Raw genomic sequence first — 17,166 nt, forward strand, 5'->3', positions numbered from 1 at the left:
AGGGCGGTCCCCGGCGCCGGCACGCCCGGCCCCGGCCGCCGCGCCCGTCCTGGGCCCGGTCCGAGGGCTCCGACGACTCCGCCGCGCGGGACGCCCCGTCCGGCCCCGACCGCCGCGCCCCGGCCCGGCACGCCGGGGCCCAGCTGCCCAGGCGGATGCGCCAGGCGAGCCTGGCGCCGCAGTTGAAGCAGGACCCCGTCCCGGAGGCGGAAGCGGACCGGCCATCGGCCGATCCCGATCCCGAGCGCGAGGCCGAACAGGCGCGTGCCACGATGTCCTCACTCCAGCGGGGCTGGCAACGCGCGCGGGAGCGCGCCGCCACCGGTGCCGGCGGATCGGCCGGCACCGCACCGGGAACGACTCACGAGGGGGAAAGCCGATGACCACTCCGTACGCCGCGTCGGGCCGGATATCGGCCCAGGCGGCCGGCGAACTCAACTGGCTGCTGGACGACCTGGTCGGCCGCGTCGGCAGCATCCGCAAGGCGCTGGTGCTGTCCGGCGACGGGCTGCCCACCGGCGGCTCGCGCGACCTGACCCGCGAGGACGCCGAGCACCTGGCCGCGGTGGCGTCGGGCTTCCACAGCCTCGCCAGGGGCGTGGGCCGCCACTTCGACGTGGGCCGCGTCCGGCAGACCGTGGTCGAGCTCGACGACGCCTTCCTGTTCGTCACGGCCGCGGGCGACGGCAGCTGCCTGGCGGTGCTCGCCGGCGCCGACTCGGACGTCGGGCAGATCGCGTACGAGATGACGCTCCTGGTGAAACGGGTGGGCGTGCACCTGGGCACCGCGCCGCGCGCGGGCGGCTGACAGGGCGCCGGCTGATGGGGGAACACGGGGAGACCGCCGTCCGCTGGTTCGACGACGCGGCGGGACGGGTGGTGCGGCCGTACGCGATGACCCGCGGCCGTACCCGCGGCTTAGCCGGCGGACTCGACCTGGCCGCGGCCGTGCTGGCCACCGACACCGCCCCGGGGAGCGTTCCTGACCAGACGCTGTCCCCGGAGCACATCGACATCCTGGAACGCAGCCGTGCCGCTCCTCAGTCCGTCGCCGAGCTGGCGGCCGGGCTCGACCTGCCGATCGGCGTCGTACGGGTGCTCATCGGCGACCTGATGCAGGCGGCCCTGGTCCGGGTGACCCGACCCGTGGCCCCGGCCGAACTGCCGGATGAAAGGATTCTGCGCGAGGTGATCGATGGTCTACGGGCACTGTGACCCGGACCGGTTCCCCGCCGCCGCCCCGGTGACCCTGAAGATCCTGGTGGCGGGCGGATTCGGAGTGGGCAAGACGACGCTGGTGGGCGCCGTGAGCGAGATCAGGCCGCTGCGCACCGAGGAACTGCTGAGCGAGGTGGGCCGGCCCTTCGACGACCTCGCGGGCGTGGAGGCCAAGCGCACCACCACGGTGGCGATGGACTTCGGCCGGATCACCCTGCGCGACGACCTGGTGCTGTACCTCTTCGGCACCCCGGGGCAGGACCGCTTCTGGTTCCTGTGGGACGAGCTGGCCAGCGGCGCGCTGGGCGCGGTCGTGCTGGTCGACACCCGGCGCCTTGAGGACAGCTTCGCCGCCGTGGACTACTTCGAGCGGCGCGGCATCCCCTTCACCGTCGCCGTCAACCGGTTCGAGGGCGCCCCGCACCACCCGGTGAGCGCGGTGCGCGAGGCGCTCGACATCGCCCCGGACACGCCGGTCCTGCTGTGCGACGCGCGGCGGCGGGAGTCGGTCAAGGAGGTGCTGGTCTCGGTCGTCGAGCACGCGATGCCGACGGTCGGCGCGGGCCGGGTGTAGCCCGGGCGCCGGGCCCGGGCGCCGGCCCGCGCCAGCGGCCGTACGGGATACGGGCCGGACGCGGGCGCCGGCGGCCCGTCCGTCCGCCCGGTCAGGCGTGCCCCGCGCGGGCGCGCCGCGCGGGCGGGCACGGGCGGGCGAGCGAGCGGCGGTCCACGGGGAAGTCGAAGTACGTGCCGGGGAACGGCTCGGGCTGGTACGTGTAGTGCCACCACTCCTCGGCCAGGTTGACGAAGCCCACCCGCTCCAGCGTGCTCTTCAGCAGCAGCCGGTTGGCCCGCTGCACACCCTGCACGCGCGGGTCCAGGGTGTGCGCGAGGGGGTCGAAGCAGTCGAAGCCCGTGCCCATGTCCACGGAGTTGTCCGGGAAGCGCTCCGCGCGCGGCGCGTAGCAGGGCACCAGCGGTTCGCCCGGCAGGTACGGGCGGGTGGGCCGCGCGGGCCGCCGTACGAGCGTCAGGTCCACGGTGGAGCCCCGGCTGTGCCCGGACCGCTCGGCGATGTAGCCGTCCTGGAACAGCCGCGTCTTGTCGACCCGCGGATAGAACTCGGCCTTCATGCGCTGGTCGCCGAGGTCGCGCGCCCAGGCCACGAAGTCGTCCACCGCCCGCTGCGGCCGGTAGCAGTCGTACACCTTCAGGGTGTAGCCCCGGCGTCGCAGGGCGCGCTGGGCGTCGCGCAGCGCCTCGGCGGCCGGGCGGGTCAGCAGGCAGACCGGGCGGCGGTAGCCGTCCACGCGGCGGCCGGTGAAGGTGTGCGGCGTGGCGTAGCGCATCTCCTGAAGGATCGTCGGGTCGACGTCGTCCAGGGCTGTGAACTGCGCGGGCGCGTGCGGCCGCGGGGCCGCCGCGGCCGGGGGCGCGCAGGCCAGAGCGGGCAGGGCCGCGGCCAGCAGGGCCAGGGCGGCCCGGGCGGCGGCGCGAAGGCGTGTCATGCCCCCACCCCATACCAGCCGCGGCGGCCCCGGCCAAGACGGGCCGCCGCCGACCGCCGACCGCCGACCGCCGACCGCCGACCGCCGACCGCCGACCGCCGACCGCCGACCGCCGACCGCCGACCGCCGACCGCCGACCGCCGACCGCCGACCGTCAGCGCCGGCGGCGCGACGGGGCGGCCGCCCAGTCGCCGCGCACCCGCACCGGGAAGCCGACCTCCGCCGCGCCCTCCCGCTCCACCGCCACCCCGTCCTCGCGCGTGCGGACCGTGAACCGGCTCACCCGGGCCTTCGCCCACCCGTCGCCCGGGTCCTCCACCAGAACCCCGCCGCCGGTGCGGCCCGGTGCCGGCGCCCACACCTCCAGCTCCACCCCGCCGTCCTCGCCCGCCACCGGCAGCACCGCGCCGGCCCGCGCGAGCACCGGCACCCGCGAAAGCGGCGCGTCCAGCACCACGCTTCCCGGGCCCCGGTGCGGCCGGCCGGTCGCCGTGTCGTACCACAGGCCGCGCGGCAGCCGCACCGACCGCCGCCTGGCGCCCTCCGCCAGCACCGGCGCCACCAGCAGCGCGTCCCCGAGCAGGAAGGCGTCCTCGCAGTCGCGCAGCGCCCGGTCCTGTGGCCACCGCCACCACAGCGGGCGCGCGTACGGCGCGCCGGTGCGCCAGGCCAGGCGGGCCAGGGTGACGAAGTACGGCAGCAGCCGCTGCCGCTCGCGCATCGCGGCCGCGGCGTGCCGGAGCACCTCCGCGCCGAACGCCCACGGCTCCCGGTGCCCGGCCGTGGTCGCCGAGTGGGTGCGGAACAGCGGAAGGTAGGCGGCCAGCTGGAACCACCGCAGGTACAGCTCCGGCGACGGGCGGCCGGTGAAACCGCCGATGTCGGGGCCCGAGTACGGAATGCCGCACAGGCCCAGGCCGAGGGCCAGCGACAGGGAGGCGCGCAGCCCGGGCCAGCCGGTCGCCACGTCCCCCGACCAGGTGCCCCCGTACCGCTGGAGGCCCGCCCAGCCGGAGCGGGAGAACAGGAACGGGCGCTCGTCGGGCCGCAGCGCCCGCAGGCCCTCGTAGGCGGCACGCGCCATGCCCAGCGCGTACACGTTGTGCGCCTCCCGGTGGTCGCCGCCCCGGCCCTCCAGCGCGTGCCGCGCCGAGTGCGGCAGCGTCGGGTCGCCGAACGGCGCGAACGACACCGGCTCGTTCATGTCGTGCCACACCCCGGCGAAGCCGTGCTCCAGCCGCTCCGCGTACAGCCCCGCCCACCACGCGCGGGCGCGCGGGTCGGTGAAGTCCGGGTAGACCGCCTCGCCCGGCCACACCACGCCGCGTACCTGCTGCCCGCGCGTGTCGCGGACGAACGCGTCGGCGGCCACGCCGCTGTCGTACACCGGGTCGCCCGGCTCCGCCTGCACCGCCGCGTCGATGATCGACACCAGCCGCACCCCCTGCCCGCGCAGCTCCGCCGCGAGCCCGGGCAGGTCGGGGAAGCGCGCGGTGTCGACCGAGAAGACCCGGTGGCCGCGGTAGTGGCCGATGTCCAGGTGCAGCGCGGTCAGCGGCAGGTGCCGGGCGCGGTAGTCGGCCAGCACCTGGCGCACCTCCCGCTCGCCGCCGCTGCCCCAGACGGCGTGCTGCGGGCCCAGGGCCCAGGCCGGCGGCACGGCCGGCGCGCCCGTCAGGGCCGTCCAGCCGCGCAGCACGCGCGGGGGAGCGCCGACGATCACCCAGTAGCGCAGCGCGCCGCCCGACATGGCGATCCGGCTGCGGCCCGGCCGGTCGTGGCCGGAGCCGCCGCCCTCCGCGCCCTGGCGCAGGGTGACCTCGCCGTCCCAGGTGTTGTCGTGGAAGACCAGGTGGGTGCCGGCGTCGGCGACCACCAGCTGCACCGGCATGGTCAGGTACAGCGGGTCGTCCTGCGGCCCGAACCGGCCGCCCGGGTCGGTGTTCCACAGCCGGTACGCGCCGTCGCGCAGCAGCGGGCCCGCGGCCCGCCCGCCGAGCCCGAAGAACCGGGCGTCGGCGGCGACCTGCGCGTGCTGCTCCCAGCGCGGCCCGGCCGTGCCGCCGGCCCGCCCTGCGTCCCCGTCGGCCCGCCCCGCGTCCCCGCCGGCCGGCTCCCACCAGCGCGGCGGCAGGTCCCGGCGCAGCACCACCCCGCCCGGCGTGCGCACCTCGACCGCGCCGGTCCGCGACACCGCCACCGTGACCCGCTCGGAGACCACCCGCCAGCCGCCGTCGGTGTCCGGCTCCAGCACCGCCCGGTCGTCCGCGTCCGGGCACGCTCCGGCCAGCGCGTACGACGGCTCGGGGGCCGCCCCGTCCCAGCCGCAGAACACCGCGCCGCCCGCGGCCACCCGCACCCGCAGCGACGACCGCGCGAACCGGACCACGCCGCCGCCCGGCTGCGGGTCCGCGCCCTCCGCCGGGCCCGGCACCCGCGCCCGCTCCGCCCCGGGGCCGGGCAGGCCGCGGGCGTCCGTGCGCCGCGTCCGCCACGCGGAGCGCAGCGACAGCCGCCCCCGCACCGAACCGACTGCTTTCACCGACCGCACCAGGTCACGCGCTTGCATGCTGTTCACCCTGTCATCGATCATGCCCCGCGCGGGCGGCAGTTCACCTCACGTTCACCAGTCGTAGCACATCGTCCCCGCTCCCACGCCGGGCGCCTGCCCTGGCGCGGACGCCGTGGCGCGTGACATCGTCCCTGTGAGCCGCACCGCCGCGCACCGGCCGCCGCCCCGCCGCCGCGCGCGCATACGCGGCCGCCGCGACGCGCCAGCAGCCCGGGGAGCCGACGATGACCACCGCAGCGCAGCCCGCCCACCCGCCGCTCCTGTGGCGGCCCGGCCCCGAGCAGGTCGCGGCGGCCCGGCTCACCCGCTTCCACGCCTGGGCCGCCGAGCGGCACGGCGCGCCCGCGCCCGGCGGCGGCCCGGCGGCGGACTACGCCGCGCTGCACCGGTGGTCGGTGGCCGAGCTCGGCCGCTTCTGGCAGGCGCTGGCCGAGTGGTTCCAGGTGCGCTTCTCCGCGCCGTACGAGACGGCGCTCGCCGACCGGGCCATGCCCGGCGCCCGCTGGTTCCCCGGCGCGGCCCTCAACTACGCCGAGCACGCGCTGAGCGCCGGCGAGGATCCCGCGCGGGCGGCCGGCCCGGCCCTGCTGTGCGCCGACGAGACGGGCGGGCTCCGGCCGGTGAGCTGGGCGGAGCTGCGCGGCCAGGTCGGCGCGCTCGCCGCCGAGCTGCGCCGCCTGGGGGTGCGCCCGGGCGACCGGGTCAGCGGCTACGTCCCCAACGTCCCGCAGGCCGCCGTCGCGCTCCTGGCCACCGCGGCCGTCGGCGGCGTGTGGACCTCCTGCTCCCCGGACTTCGGCGCCCGCGGCGTCCTGGACCGCTTCCGCCAGGTCGAGCCGGTCGTCCTGTTCGCCGTCGACGGCTACACCTACGGCGGCAGGCCGCACGACCGCACCGGGACGGTGGCCGAGCTGCGCCGCGAGCTGCCCGGCCTGCGCGCCGTCGTGCACATCCCGCTGCTGGGCACCCCCGCCCCCGAGGGCGCGCTGGACTGGGACGCGGTGGTCCGGGACCCGGTCGAGCCGGTGTTCGAGCAGGTCCCCTTCGACCATCCGCTGTGGGTGCTGTACTCCTCGGGCACCACCGGCCTGCCCAAGGCCATCGTGCAGTCCCAGGGCGGCATCCTCCTGGAGCACCTCAAGCAGCTCGGCCTGCACAACGACCTCGGCCCCGGCGACCGCTTCTTCTGGTACACCTCCACCGGCTGGATGATGTGGAACCTCCTGGTGTCCGGCCTGCTGGTGGGGGCCACCGTGGTGCTGTACGACGGCAGCCCCGGCCACCCCGGCCCGGACGCCCAGTGGCGGGTCGCCGAGCGCACCGGCGCCACCCTCTACGGAACCTCCGCCGGGTACGTGATGGCCTGCCGCAAGGCCGGCGTCCGCCCGGGCCGCGACCTCGACCTCTCCCGCGTACGCTGCGTCGGCATCACCGGCTCGCCGCTGCCGCCCGACGGCTTCCGCTGGCTCCACGACGAGGTCTCCGAGGACCTGTGGATCGCCTCCGTCAGCGGCGGCACGGACGTGTGCAGCGGCTTCGCCGGCGCCGTGCCCACCCTGCCGGTGTACGCCGGCGAGATCCAGGCGCCGAGCCTGGCCGTCGACCTCCAGGCGTGGGACGAGCACGGCGGGCCCGTGGTGGACGAGGTCGGGGAGCTGGTCGTCGCCAGTCCCATGCCGTCCATGCCCGTCCGCTTCTGGAACGATCCGGCGGGAAGCCGCTACCGGGAGAGCTACTTCGCGATGTTCCCGGGCGTCTGGCGGCACGGCGACTGGACCACCGTCACCTCCCGCGGCACCGTGGTGATCCACGGACGCTCCGACTCCACCCTCAACCGGCAGGGCGTGCGGATGGGCTCGGCCGACATCTACGAGGTGGTCGAACGCCTCCCGGAGATCCGCGAGTCCCTGGTCATCGGCGTGGAGCAGCCCGACGGCGGCTACTGGATGCCCCTGTTCGTGCACCTCGCGCCGGGCGCGGTCCTCGACGAGGACCTGCGCGGCCGCGTCCGGGCGGCGCTGCGCGAGCAGCTGTCCCCCCGGCACGTCCCGGACGAGATCCTCCAGGTGCCCGGCGTGCCGCACACCCTGACCGGCAAGCGGATCGAGGTCCCGGTCAAGCGCCTGATGCAGGGCGTGCCGCTGGAGCGGGCCGTCAACCCCGGCTCGGTGGACGACCCCGGCCTGCTCGACTTCTTCGCGGAGCTGGCCCGCGGCCGCGCCACCTGAGCACTGTCAGTGCCCTCGGTTACGGTGAGTGAGTATCGATCACCTGCCTGAGGAGGGGGAGTCATGGCGCACACCAGGCGCGACAGGACGCCAGGCAAGCGGTCCGGCCGGTTCCCGAAGACCGGCCGGATCGCCGCCCGGCGTGCCCTGCGCCGAGAAGTTCCCAGCACAGTGGCGCTGCTGGCCGACGAGGACGCCTTCGCGGCCATGCGGCGCTACGCCACGTTCCGCTTCGCCGACCACGGCGTCTACCTGCGGCGGATGGAGGGCCTGCTGCGGACACTCTCGTCACAGGGAGTGCACACCACCATCGCCCTCTTCGACCCGGCCGAGTTCGCGGAGTTCTGCGCGGACACCCGCCTCGACCCCGACTCGCCCGCCAGCCGCACGCGCTACACGGCCGAGGTCGCGGCCGCGGGCGCCACGGTCGCCTACGAGGGCCAGCCGCTGGACCGCCTGGTGCCCCGGCTGCTGGACGCGGCGGAGCAGCGGGCCACGTGGGAGCGCGCCTCGGCCGCGCTCGCGCGGGCGGGCGGCGGCCCCGGCCGGGAGGAGGCCGCCGGCCGGGCCGCGTTCGAGCGCGCCTCGGCGGCCCTTCGGGCCCTGCTGGCCGCGGCCGGCCCGGGCGCGCACCACGTGGTGTGCAGCGTGCCGGAGGGCGGCACGCCGATGGTCGGCGTGCTGCACGCCGAGGTGCTGCCGGACGGGGCGCTGCGGCTGGCCGAGTCCGACGCCGTCGTCCTGTGCACCGTGCTGGCCTGCGGGATCGCCTCGGACGGGCCCGGTGGCATCGTGCTGCGCACCATCGCGGCAGGCCGCCCGGACACCGTCCGCGGCTGGTCGCTGCGCGACGGCTGGCCGCGTCCTCTCACCGAGGCGGAGGTCTTCGCGGCGTACTGCACCGACGCCGACACCGGCGAGCCCATCCCGCCCGAGCCGGGCGTCGTCTACCGGCCGGGCCTGCCGGTCCCGGAGCCGGACGGCCGGGCGGCGCCGCACGAGGCCGGACCGCGGGGCACGGGTCCGGGAGGGACCGCGCGAGGGGAGGCCGCACCGGGGGAGTGAGCGATCCCGGGGCGCCCGGGCCGGTGCTCCCGCGCCGGGCGCCGGCCCGGGGCCGCGCCCGGCCCCGGGTCACTCGCCGGAGAGCACCGCCCGCGCGGCCAGCCGGGCCTCGTCCGCGGTGTCGGCCGCCCGCGCCGCCACGGCGGCCCGCTCGCACTGCGCGAGCGTGTGCCGGCCCAGGGCCGCCCGGACGTACGGGATGGACGCGGCGCCCATGGACAGGCTGGTGACGCCCAGACCGGTCAGCACGCAGGCGAGCAGCGGGTCGGAGGCGGCCTCCCCGCACACCCCGCAGCTCTTGCCCTCGGCCCGCGCGGCCTGGGCCGACGCGGCCACGAGGTCCAGCAGCGCCGGCTGCCACGGGTCCTGCAGGCGGGCCACGGCGCCCACCTGCCGGTCGGCGGCGAAGGCGTACTGGGCGAGGTCGTTGGTGCCCAGGGACAGGAACTCGACCTCCTGGAGGATCGAGCGCGCCCGCAGCGCGGCCGAGGGGATCTCCACCATCGCGCCGAACTTCGCGCGCAGCCCCGCCTCCCGGCAGGCGTCGGCGAAGGCCCGCGCGTCGGTCCGGTCGGCCACCATGGGCGCCATGACCTCCAGGTGCACCGGCAGCCCCTCGGCGGCCTCGGCGAGCGCCAGGAGCTGCGTGCGCAGCACCTCCGGGTGGTCGAGCAGGGTGCGCAGCCCCCGCACGCCGAGCGCCGGGTTCGGCTCGTCCCCGGGGGTGAGGAAGTCCAGCGGCTTGTCCGCGCCCGCGTCCAGCACCCGGACCACCACCCGGCCCTCGGGGAACGCCTCCAGCACCTGCCGGTAGGCCGCGGCCTGCTTCTCCTGCGACGGAGCCTTGGCGCTGTCGTCCAGGAACAGGAACTCGGTCCGGAACAGGCCCACGCCCTCGGCTCCCGCCTCGACCGCGGCCGCCACGTCGGCCGGGCCGCCGACGTTCGCCAGCAGCGGCACCGTGTGCCCGTCGGAGGTGGCGCCGGGCCCGGAGGTGGCCGCGAGCGCCGCTTTGCGCTCCTCGGCGGCCCGCGCCAGCTCGGCGCGGGTCGCCTCGTCCGGGTCGATGACGATCTCCCCCGTGCTGCCGTCGACCGCCACCACGGTCCCCTCGGCGATCTCCCCGGCGCCGGGCAGCGCCACCACGGCCGGCACGCCCAGGGCGCGGGCCAGAATGGCGCTGTGGCTGGTCGGCCCGCCCTCCTCGGTGACGAACCCGAGGACGAGCGCCGGATCGAGCAGCGCCGTGTCGGCCGGGGCGAGGTCGCGGGCGACGAGCACGTACGGCTCGTCGCTGTCGGGCACACCGGGCATCGGCACGCCCAGCAGCCGCGCCACGATCCGGTTGCGCACGTCGTCCAGGTCGGCCACCCGCCCGGCCAGGTAGTCCCCGGCGCCGGCCAGCAGCGCCCGGTAGGCGGCGAAGGCGTCGTAGACCGCGCGCTCGGCGGTGCTGCCCACGGTGACGCGCCGTTCGACGTCCGCCATCAGCTCCGGGTCCTGCGCCATGAGGGCCTGGGCCTCCAGCACGGCCTGCGCCTCGCCGCCCGCCAGGCTGCCGCGGGCGATCAGGTCGGCGGCCACGGCCTCCACGGCCTGCCGGGCGCGGCCCTGCTCGCGCGTGGCCTCCTCCTCGGGGATCTGCTTCGCGGGAGGTTCGAGGACCGCCGTCCCCATGTGCCGCACCTCGCCGATCGCCACTCCGTGGCTCACGCCGACGCCTCGCAGCGTTGTCTCCATGTCACCCGTCTCCGGTCGATGCGGCGGGCGCGCCGCCGCGGTGGATGTCGTCACTGTGGTCCCCTACCGGGCCGGTGCCCGGCTCATGTCCACACGAAGAGGGCGTCGCCCGGCCGCGCGTCGCCGTCCTCGACGAGCTCGGTGAGGGAGCCCGCGGCCGCCTCCAGGGCCACCACCGGGCAGACCGGCGATCTGCCCGCGGCCACCACGGCGCGCGGGTCCCAGCGGACGACGGCGTCTCCACGGCGCACGGTGCCCCCCGGAGCGACGAGCGGTTCGAAGCCCCCGCCGGGAAGCCGCACGGTGTCGATGCCGAGGTGCGTGAGCACCCCGCGCCCCCGCGCGTCGACGACCACGAAGGCGTGGGGCAGCAGTGAGACGACGACGCCGTCGACCGGGGCCACCGCCGCCGCGGGCGCGCGCACCGGGTCGAGTGCCGTGCCGGGGCCCGCCAACGCTGCGGAGAACACCGCGTCGGGCACTGCCGCGAGCCCGATCGCGCGTCCGGCGAGCGGGGACGTGACGGTCGTCATGGCCAGCCTCCCAGAAATGGAGAATCATCACATGTCGCCTCTAGCTGTCAAGAGCGGCACACTGGGCAGAAGCGTAAGTCATGTGAACTTAAGGAGCTCTGCCCCGTAAACCGCCCGCCGCAGCACCGGAACGACTTGCCTCCCGTCGTGTGCGGGCGGTAGGCTCCCGCCTCCGCATGCAGGAAGCGTCGCAGCGAACGGCGTGCGCGTCCACCGCGCCGACGGGCCCGGCGCCCCGTCCCGCCCCGCCCGGCGCGCCTCCCGTGCCGTGTGGGCGGCGGCCCGGACGTCCGACCGGGGCAGGGCTCCCGCCGGTCCTCTTCCGGTGCTCCTCGCGTTCCGGCCCCTTCCTTCTTCCCGCCCTTCCCGTCTCCCGTCCCCGCGTCTTCGTGCTGTCAGCCGGATGCCAAAGGGCCGGGCCGGTTTTATCTCCCGTCTTCCGGTCCCGCCTTCCGCACCGCCGCCCCGGCCCGCATTCCGGCGAGAACCCGGGCCCGCCACCCTGCGCCGGGCCCGGCCGCCCCGACCGGTAGGGTCATGGGGCATCGTTGGCACGTTCCCGCAGGGAGGCCCCCGGTTGGAGGTCCAGGAGACGCGCGTTCAGACCGACCGCGTCCTCACCGTCCCGAACATCCTGAGCATGGCTCGGCTGGCCGGCGTCCCGCTTTTCCTGTGGCTGATCCTCCGGCCCGAGTTCGGTGGCCCGAAGAGCGACGGCTGGGCCCTGCTCCTCCTGGCTCTCAGCGGTGTCAGCGACTATCTCGACGGGAAACTCGCCCGGCGCTGGAATCAGATCAGCAGCCTGGGCCGCATCCTCGACCCGGCCGCCGACCGTCTCTACATTCTGTCTACACTCGCCGGCCTGACCTGGCGCGAGATCCTGCCGCTCTGGCTGACCGCGGTCATCCTCCTGCGTGAGCTGGTCCTGTTGGTCATGGTGGGCGTCCTGCGCCGGCACGGCTATCCGCCGCCGCAGGTGAACTTCCTCGGCAAGGCGGCCACGTTCAACCTGATGTATGCCTTCCCGCTGCTCCTCCTGAGTGATGGAAGTGGCTTGGTTCACACCACCGCTGCTATTTTCGGATGGGCCTTCGCCGGATGGGGTACAACGCTCTACTGGTGGGCAGGAACCCTCTACGTGGTGCAGGTCCGCCGACTTGTCAGGGCGGACGCCACGGCTGACTGAGCTCGCCGATGCGCAGCCTGTGCGGGCCGGGTGTCCCGTGCGTGATAACCCGTGGGCCATCTGGACGTGTGAGGTCGGCAATACCGTCGTCTCGCCAAGGAGGACGCTTCCGACATGAAGGCCGTCGTGATGGCCGGAGGCGAAGGTACGCGCCTTCGCCCGATGACCTCGAGCATGCCCAAGCCGCTTCTGCCGGTGGCCAACCGGCCGATCATGGAGCACGTCCTGCGGCTGCTCAAGCGGCATGGACTGAACGAGACCGTGGTGACCGTCCAGTTCCTCGCCTCCCTGGTGAAGAACTACTTCGGGGACGGCGAGGAGCTCGGCATGGAGCTCACCTATGCGAACGAGGAAAAGCCGCTCGGCACCGCGGGCAGCGTCAAGAACGCGGAAGACGCCCTCAAGGACGACGCCTTTCTTGTTATCTCCGGCGATGCCCTCACGGATTTTGACCTCACCGATCTCATCAATTTTCACAAGGAAAAGGGTGCGCTGGTCACCGTATGTCTGACGCGCGTCCCCAACCCTCTTGAGTTCGGCATCACCATCGTCGACGAAGAAGGCCGGGTGGAACGTTTCCTCGAAAAACCCACCTGGGGCCAGGTGTTTTCCGACACCGTTAACACTGGAATTTACGTGATGGAGCCCGAGGTCTTCGACTACGTCGAGCCCGATGTGCCCGTCGACTGGTCCGGTGACGTATTCCCCCAGCTCATGAAGGAAGGCAAGCCGGTCTACGGCTATGTCGCCGAGGGCTACTGGGAGGACGTCGGCACCCACGAGAGCTACGTCAAGGCGCAGGCCGACGTGCTGGAAGGCAAGGTCGACGTCGACATAGAGGGCTTCGAGATCTCGCCCGGCGTCTGGGTGGCCGAGGGCGCGGAGGTGCACCCGGACGCCGTCCTGCGCGGCCCCCTGTACATCGGCGACTACGCCCAGGTGGAGGCGAACGCCGAGATTCGCGAGCACACCGTCGTCGGCTCGAACGTCGTCGTGAAGAGCGGCGCCTTCCTGCACAAGGCGGTCGTGCACGACAACGTCTACATCGGACCGCAGAGCAATCTGCGCGGCTGCGTCATCGGAAAGAACACGGACGTCATGCGCGCCGCCCGTATCGAGGACGGCGCGGTCATCGGCGACGAATGCCTCGTCGGTGAGGAGTCGATCGTCCAGGGCAATGTCCGCGTGTATCCCTTCAAGACCATCGAGGCGGGCGCGTTCGTCAACACCTCGGTCATCTGGGAGTCCCGCGGCCAGGCCCACCTCTTCGGCACCCGGGGCGTGTCCGGAATTCTCAACGTCGAGATCACGCCCGAACTCGCGGTGCGGCTCGCCGGCGCGTACGCCACGACGCTCAAGAAGGGCTCGACCGTCACGACGGCGCGCGACCACTCGCGGGGCGCGCGGGCGCTCAAACGCGCCGTCATCTCCGCCCTGCAGACCAGTGCCATCGACGTCCGGGACCTGGAGAACGTGCCGCTGCCGGTGGCGCGCCAGCAGACCGCACGGGGCAGCGCGGGCGGCATCATGATCCGTACCTCGCCGGGCATCCCCGACTCGGTCGACATCATGTTCTTCGACGAGCGCGGCGCCGACCTGTCGGCGGCCCGGCAGCGCAAGCTGGACCGCGTCTTCGCGCGGCAGGAGTACCGCCGGGCGTTCCCCGGCGAGATCGGCGACCTGAACTTCCCGTCCAGCGTCTTCGACTCCTACACCGGCTCCCTGCTGCGCGCGGTGGACACCAGCGGCGTCGCCGAGTCGGGCCTCAAGGTCGTGGTGGACGCCTCGCACGGCAGCGCGGGTCTCGTCCTGCCCAGCCTGCTCGGCCGGCTCGGCGTCGACGCGCTGACCATCAATTCCGGCCTGGACGAGTCGCGGCCGACGGAGACCGCCGACTCCCGCCGCTCGGGCCTGGTGCGGCTCGGCGAGATCGTGGCGTCGGCCCGGGCGGCCTTCGGCGTGCGCTTCGACCCGGTGGGCGAGCGCATCTCGCTCGTCGACGAGCAGGGCCGCATCGTGGAGGACGACCGGGCCCTGCTGGTGATGCTCGACCTGGTGGCCGCAGAGCGGCGCAGCGGGCGGGTTGCGCTGCCGGTGACCACCACCCGGATCGCCGAGCAGGTGGCGGCCTACCACGGCACGCAGGTGGAGTGGACGACGACCGCCGCCGACGACCTCACGCGCGTGGCGCGGGCCGAGGGCACCGTGTTCGGCGGCGACGGCCGCGGGGGCATCATCATCCCCGAGTTCAGCAGCGTCTTCGACGGCACGGCCGCGTTCGTCCGGCTCGTCGGCCTGGTGGCGCGCACGCAGCTCACCCTGAGCCAGATCGACGCCCGTATCCCGCGCGCCCACGTCCTGCGCCGGGACCTGGCCACCCCGTGGGCGGTCAAGGGGCTGGTCATGCGGCACGTGGTGGAGTCGGCGGGCGACCGGCAGGTGGACACCACCGACGGCGTCCGGGTGGTGGAGGCCGACGGGCGCTGGGTGATGGTGCTGCCCGACCCGGCCGAGGCCCTCACCCGCCTGTGGGCGGAGGGCCCGGACGACGCCTCGGCCCAGGCGCTGCTCGACGAGTGGTCCGCCATCGTGGACAGCGCGGGGCGCTGACCACAGAGGCCGACAGCGCGGGGCGCTGACCACAAAGGCCGACAGCGCGGGGCGCTGACCGCAAAGGGCCGCAAAGGGGTGCCAGCGCGGGGCGCTGACCGTACGTGCCGGTCCCGCGGTCCCCGGCGCGGCGTGCCGACCGCACCGGCGGTCGCCGCCGCGCCGGGGCACCGCCCCACGGCCGCGGAATCCGTTACTCCGGCAGGGCCGTTGGGGAACGGCGCTCCCGACGTGCAACGATGTGCGGCATGCCGCAGCAGCCCCCTGACCGGAGCCGTGCGCCGTCCCCTGCCCGTTCGCGCCCCGGCGGGGGCGCGCCGGAGCGGCCTCGCGCCCTTGACCGAGGTCTGGACGCCGGCTATGCGGAGGCGGCGGCCCGGCGCCGCACACCGGGCCGCCCGGGGCTGCCCCGGCCGCTGCGCGCCCGGCTCGGGCTCGCCGCCGGGCTGGTGCTCGCGGCCGTCGTCGTCACGATCGGCGCGGCCCAGGCGCGCGTGACGGCGCCGAAGCTGGCCAAGGAGCGCGGCGAGCTGATCGACCGTATCGAGGCGGGGACCGCGCACGCCGACGGCGTGGAGAAGGACATCGACGCGCTGCGCGACGCGGTGGACGCCCGGCGGCGGCAGGCGCTGCGGCAGCACGGCGGCGACCGCGGCGAGCTGGTCGCCCTGCTCGCCGGGGCGACCCCGGTGCGCGGCCCGGGCCTGCGGCTGGTGGTGGACGACGCCAGGGGAGCCGGCGCCGCGGGCGGCGACCGGGGCAACGGCGGCTTCTCCGACACCGGCCGGGTGCGCGACCGCGACATGCAGCGGATCGTGAACGGCCTGTGGCAGTCCGGCGCGGAGGCCGTCGCGATCAACGGCCGCCGGCTGACCGCCCTGTCGGCCATCCGGGCGGCCGGCGACGCCATACTGGTCGACAACAAACCTCTGGCGCCGCCCTATACAGTGCTCGCCGTAGGGGACGGGCGGCGGCTGCGCGCCGCCTTCGAGGCCAGCGCCGACGGACGCTACCTGCGCGCGCTGCGCGAGGACTACGGGATCCGTACGCACGTCTCCAGCCAGGACGACGTGCGGCTGCCGGCCGCGCCGAGCCTGATCGTACGCACCGCGCGCGCGGCCTCCGGCGACGGCGGCACGGGCGGCGCCGGGGCGGGCGGCGCCGGGAAGGGCGGTACCGACACAGGGAAGGGCACACCGTGATCGCCGTACTGGGCCTCGTGCTGGGAGTCGTGGTCGGACTCGTGGTCCGCCCCGTGGTGCCGGCCGCGGTCGAGCCCTACCTGCCGATCGCCGTCGTGGCGGCGCTCGACGCGGTCTTCGGCGGCCTGCGGGCCATGCTGGACGGCATCTTCGTGGACAAGGTCTTCGTCGTGTCCTTCCTGTCCAACGTGGTGGTGGCCGCACTGATCGTCTTCCTCGGCGACAAGCTCGGGGTCGGCGCCCAGCTGTCCACGGGTGTGGTGGTGGTGCTCGGCATCCGGATCTTCTCCAACGCGGCCGCGATCCGCCGGCACCTCTTCCGGGCGTGACGCCGGTGAACACTCCCCACGCCCCCGACGACGGCCCGCCGCACGCCACGCCCGGCCGGCCGCGCGCCCGCGGCGGCGAGCCGCTGCCCGAGGCCGAGCCAGCGGCCCGCCCGCCGGCGGCCGCCTCCGGGCCCGAGGAGGAGCGGCCGGCCGCCGTCCCGACCGGCCGCGAGCGCCTGCTGCGCGCCCTGTGGCCGCCGACCGCGGGCCGCAAGCAGCTCACCGTCGCCGTGCTGCTGTTCGTCCTGGGCCTCGGCGTCGCCATCCAGGTGCGCTCGGCCAACGACAGCGGCGTGCTGCGCGGCGCCCGGCAGGAAGACCTGGTACGCATCCTGGACGAGCTGGACGACCGCACCCAGCGTCTGGAGGATGAGAAGCAGCGTCTGAAGGACCAGCGCACCGAACTGGAGAACAGCTCCGACCAGGCCGAGGAGGCGCGCAGACAGACCCTTCAGCGGGAGCGCCAGCTCGGCGTGCTCGCGGGGACGGTCCCGGCCGAGGGCCCGGGCATCACGCTGACCGTCCGGGACCCCGCGGGCTCGGTCGAGGCCGACATGCTGCTCGACGCGGTGCAGGAGCTGCGCGCGGCCGGCGCGGAGGCGATCCAGGTGAACGGCGTCCGGGTGGTCGCCGACACCTACCTCGCCGACACCGACGGCGGCGTGGAGATCGATGGACGGAAAGTGACGCGGCCGTACGAGTTCAAGGTGATCGGCGAGCCGGGAGACTTGGAGCCGGCGCTGAACATCCCCGGCGGAGTCGTGCAGTCTTTGAAGAAGGAGCAGGCCACGGCCTCCGTGACGCGCTCGGAGAAGATCGTTGTGGACGCCTTGCGATCGGTGGAGCGGCCTGACTACGCTCGGTCGTCGTCCCGGTGAGGCGGTCGGGTGTCAGGTCCCTCGGCGAGGGCATGGGATGCGGGGGGTGAGGGCACGGCGAGAACGGTGTGTAAGGGAAACTGTCTGACGGCCGCGG

General features: G+C 75.1%; 14 protein-coding genes and 1 pseudogene. 11 read left to right on the top strand and 4 right to left on the bottom strand.

All coding sequences use genetic code 11. From position 1 onward, the window contains the following. The 4 genes and pseudogenes from RKE29_RS08745 to RKE29_RS08760 all read left to right on the top strand — a co-directional run. Positions 1-383, top strand: a pseudogene (locus RKE29_RS08745) (histidine kinase); the annotation flags it as partial. After that, entirely contained in the window at positions 380-808 is a 429-nt protein-coding gene (locus tag RKE29_RS08750) for a roadblock/LC7 domain-containing protein (RefSeq protein WP_312004518.1), read from the top strand. The pseudogene RKE29_RS08745 and the gene RKE29_RS08750, both read left to right, overlap by 4 nt. Before the next feature lie 14 nt (positions 809-822). Further along, positions 823-1,215, top strand: coding sequence for a DUF742 domain-containing protein (locus RKE29_RS08755; protein WP_312004519.1), 393 nt, complete (start codon positions 823-825; stop codon positions 1,213-1,215). Then, entirely contained in the window at positions 1,196-1,792 is a 597-nt protein-coding gene (locus RKE29_RS08760; protein WP_312004520.1) for an ATP/GTP-binding protein, read from the top strand. The genes RKE29_RS08755 and RKE29_RS08760 overlap by 20 nt, the downstream gene beginning before the upstream one ends. Before the next feature lie 91 nt (positions 1,793-1,883). On the opposite strand, the gene RKE29_RS08765 is transcribed toward RKE29_RS08760, so the two are convergent. Continuing rightward, entirely contained in the window at positions 1,884-2,726 is an 843-nt protein-coding gene (locus RKE29_RS08765; RefSeq protein ID WP_312004521.1) for a M15 family metallopeptidase, read from the bottom strand. Between the two features lie 154 nt (positions 2,727-2,880). Continuing rightward, complete coding sequence (locus RKE29_RS08770) at positions 2,881-5,295, bottom strand: glycoside hydrolase family 31 protein (RefSeq protein WP_312004522.1); 2,415 nt, start codon at positions 5,293-5,295, stop codon at positions 2,881-2,883. Between the two features lie 227 nt (positions 5,296-5,522). On the opposite strand from RKE29_RS08770, the gene RKE29_RS08775 reads away from it, so the two are divergent. Then, positions 5,523-7,526: an acetoacetate--CoA ligase gene (locus RKE29_RS08775; RefSeq protein WP_312004523.1), complete on the top strand. Its 2,004-nt coding sequence runs from the start codon at positions 5,523-5,525 to the stop codon at positions 7,524-7,526. A gap of 63 nt (positions 7,527-7,589) precedes the next feature. Then, complete coding sequence (locus RKE29_RS08780) at positions 7,590-8,591, top strand: hypothetical protein (protein WP_312004524.1); 1,002 nt, start codon at positions 7,590-7,592, stop codon at positions 8,589-8,591. Positions 8,592-8,660: 69 nt separating this feature from the next. On the opposite strand, the gene ptsP is transcribed toward RKE29_RS08780, so the two are convergent. Both ptsP and RKE29_RS08790 read right to left on the bottom strand, forming a co-directional pair. Continuing rightward, positions 8,661-10,331 (bottom strand): phosphoenolpyruvate--protein phosphotransferase, encoded by a 1,671-nt coding sequence (gene ptsP, locus RKE29_RS08785; RefSeq protein WP_312004525.1) that lies wholly within the window; start codon positions 10,329-10,331, stop codon positions 8,661-8,663. Between the two features lie 83 nt (positions 10,332-10,414). Then, complete coding sequence (locus RKE29_RS08790; protein WP_312004526.1) at positions 10,415-10,864, bottom strand: PTS glucose transporter subunit IIA; 450 nt, start codon at positions 10,862-10,864, stop codon at positions 10,415-10,417. 577 nt (positions 10,865-11,441) lie between these two features. Here RKE29_RS08790 and RKE29_RS08795 point away from each other — a divergent pair. The 5 genes from RKE29_RS08795 (at position 11,442) to RKE29_RS08815 (ending at position 17,069) form a co-directional block, all read left to right on the top strand. Then, positions 11,442-12,050 carry a CDP-alcohol phosphatidyltransferase family protein gene (locus RKE29_RS08795; RefSeq protein WP_312004527.1) on the top strand — a complete coding sequence of 203 codons (609 nt, stop codon included), beginning with the start codon at positions 11,442-11,444 and terminating at the stop codon, positions 12,048-12,050. Positions 12,051-12,164: 114 nt separating this feature from the next. Continuing rightward, the gene (locus RKE29_RS08800) at positions 12,165-14,660 is read left to right on the top strand and encodes a mannose-1-phosphate guanyltransferase (RefSeq protein WP_312004528.1); all 2,496 of its coding nucleotides are present in this window, start codon (positions 12,165-12,167) and stop codon (positions 14,658-14,660) included. Positions 14,661-14,899: 239 nt separating this feature from the next. After that, positions 14,900-15,862: a DUF881 domain-containing protein gene (locus RKE29_RS08805; RefSeq protein ID WP_312004529.1), complete on the top strand. Its 963-nt coding sequence runs from the start codon at positions 14,900-14,902 to the stop codon at positions 15,860-15,862. Beyond that, complete coding sequence (locus tag RKE29_RS08810; protein WP_312004530.1) at positions 15,859-16,191, top strand: small basic family protein; 333 nt, start codon at positions 15,859-15,861, stop codon at positions 16,189-16,191. The genes RKE29_RS08805 and RKE29_RS08810 overlap by 4 nt, the downstream gene beginning before the upstream one ends. A gap of 83 nt (positions 16,192-16,274) precedes the next feature. Next, the gene (locus RKE29_RS08815; RefSeq protein WP_312004542.1) at positions 16,275-17,069 is read left to right on the top strand and encodes a DUF881 domain-containing protein; all 795 of its coding nucleotides are present in this window, start codon (positions 16,275-16,277) and stop codon (positions 17,067-17,069) included. Positions 17,070-17,166 lie beyond the last annotated feature (97 nt).

The sequence above is a fragment of the Streptomyces sp. B1866 genome, from assembly GCF_031932565.1.
Taxonomy (GTDB): Bacteria; Actinomycetota; Actinomycetes; order Streptomycetales; family Streptomycetaceae; genus Streptomyces.

Coding starts and splice junctions, on each gene's coding strand:
- RKE29_RS08755 (WP_312004519.1), top strand. CDS start 823: ATGGGGGAACACGGGGAGACCGCCGTCCGCTGGTTCGACGACGCGGCG.
- RKE29_RS08805 (WP_312004529.1), top strand. CDS start 14,900: ATGTGCGGCATGCCGCAGCAGCCCCCTGACCGGAGCCGTGCGCCGTCC.
- ptsP (WP_312004525.1), bottom strand. CDS start 10,331: ATGGAGACAACGCTGCGAGGCGTCGGCGTGAGCCACGGAGTGGCGATC.
- RKE29_RS08750 (WP_312004518.1), top strand. CDS start 380: ATGACCACTCCGTACGCCGCGTCGGGCCGGATATCGGCCCAGGCGGCC.
- RKE29_RS08770 (WP_312004522.1), bottom strand. CDS start 5,295: ATGCAAGCGCGTGACCTGGTGCGGTCGGTGAAAGCAGTCGGTTCGGTG.
- RKE29_RS08760 (WP_312004520.1), top strand. CDS start 1,196: ATGGTCTACGGGCACTGTGACCCGGACCGGTTCCCCGCCGCCGCCCCG.
- RKE29_RS08790 (WP_312004526.1), bottom strand. CDS start 10,864: ATGACGACCGTCACGTCCCCGCTCGCCGGACGCGCGATCGGGCTCGCG.
- RKE29_RS08765 (WP_312004521.1), bottom strand. CDS start 2,726: ATGACACGCCTTCGCGCCGCCGCCCGGGCCGCCCTGGCCCTGCTGGCC.
- RKE29_RS08775 (WP_312004523.1), top strand. CDS start 5,523: ATGACCACCGCAGCGCAGCCCGCCCACCCGCCGCTCCTGTGGCGGCCC.
- RKE29_RS08800 (WP_312004528.1), top strand. CDS start 12,165: ATGAAGGCCGTCGTGATGGCCGGAGGCGAAGGTACGCGCCTTCGCCCG.
- RKE29_RS08780 (WP_312004524.1), top strand. CDS start 7,590: ATGGCGCACACCAGGCGCGACAGGACGCCAGGCAAGCGGTCCGGCCGG.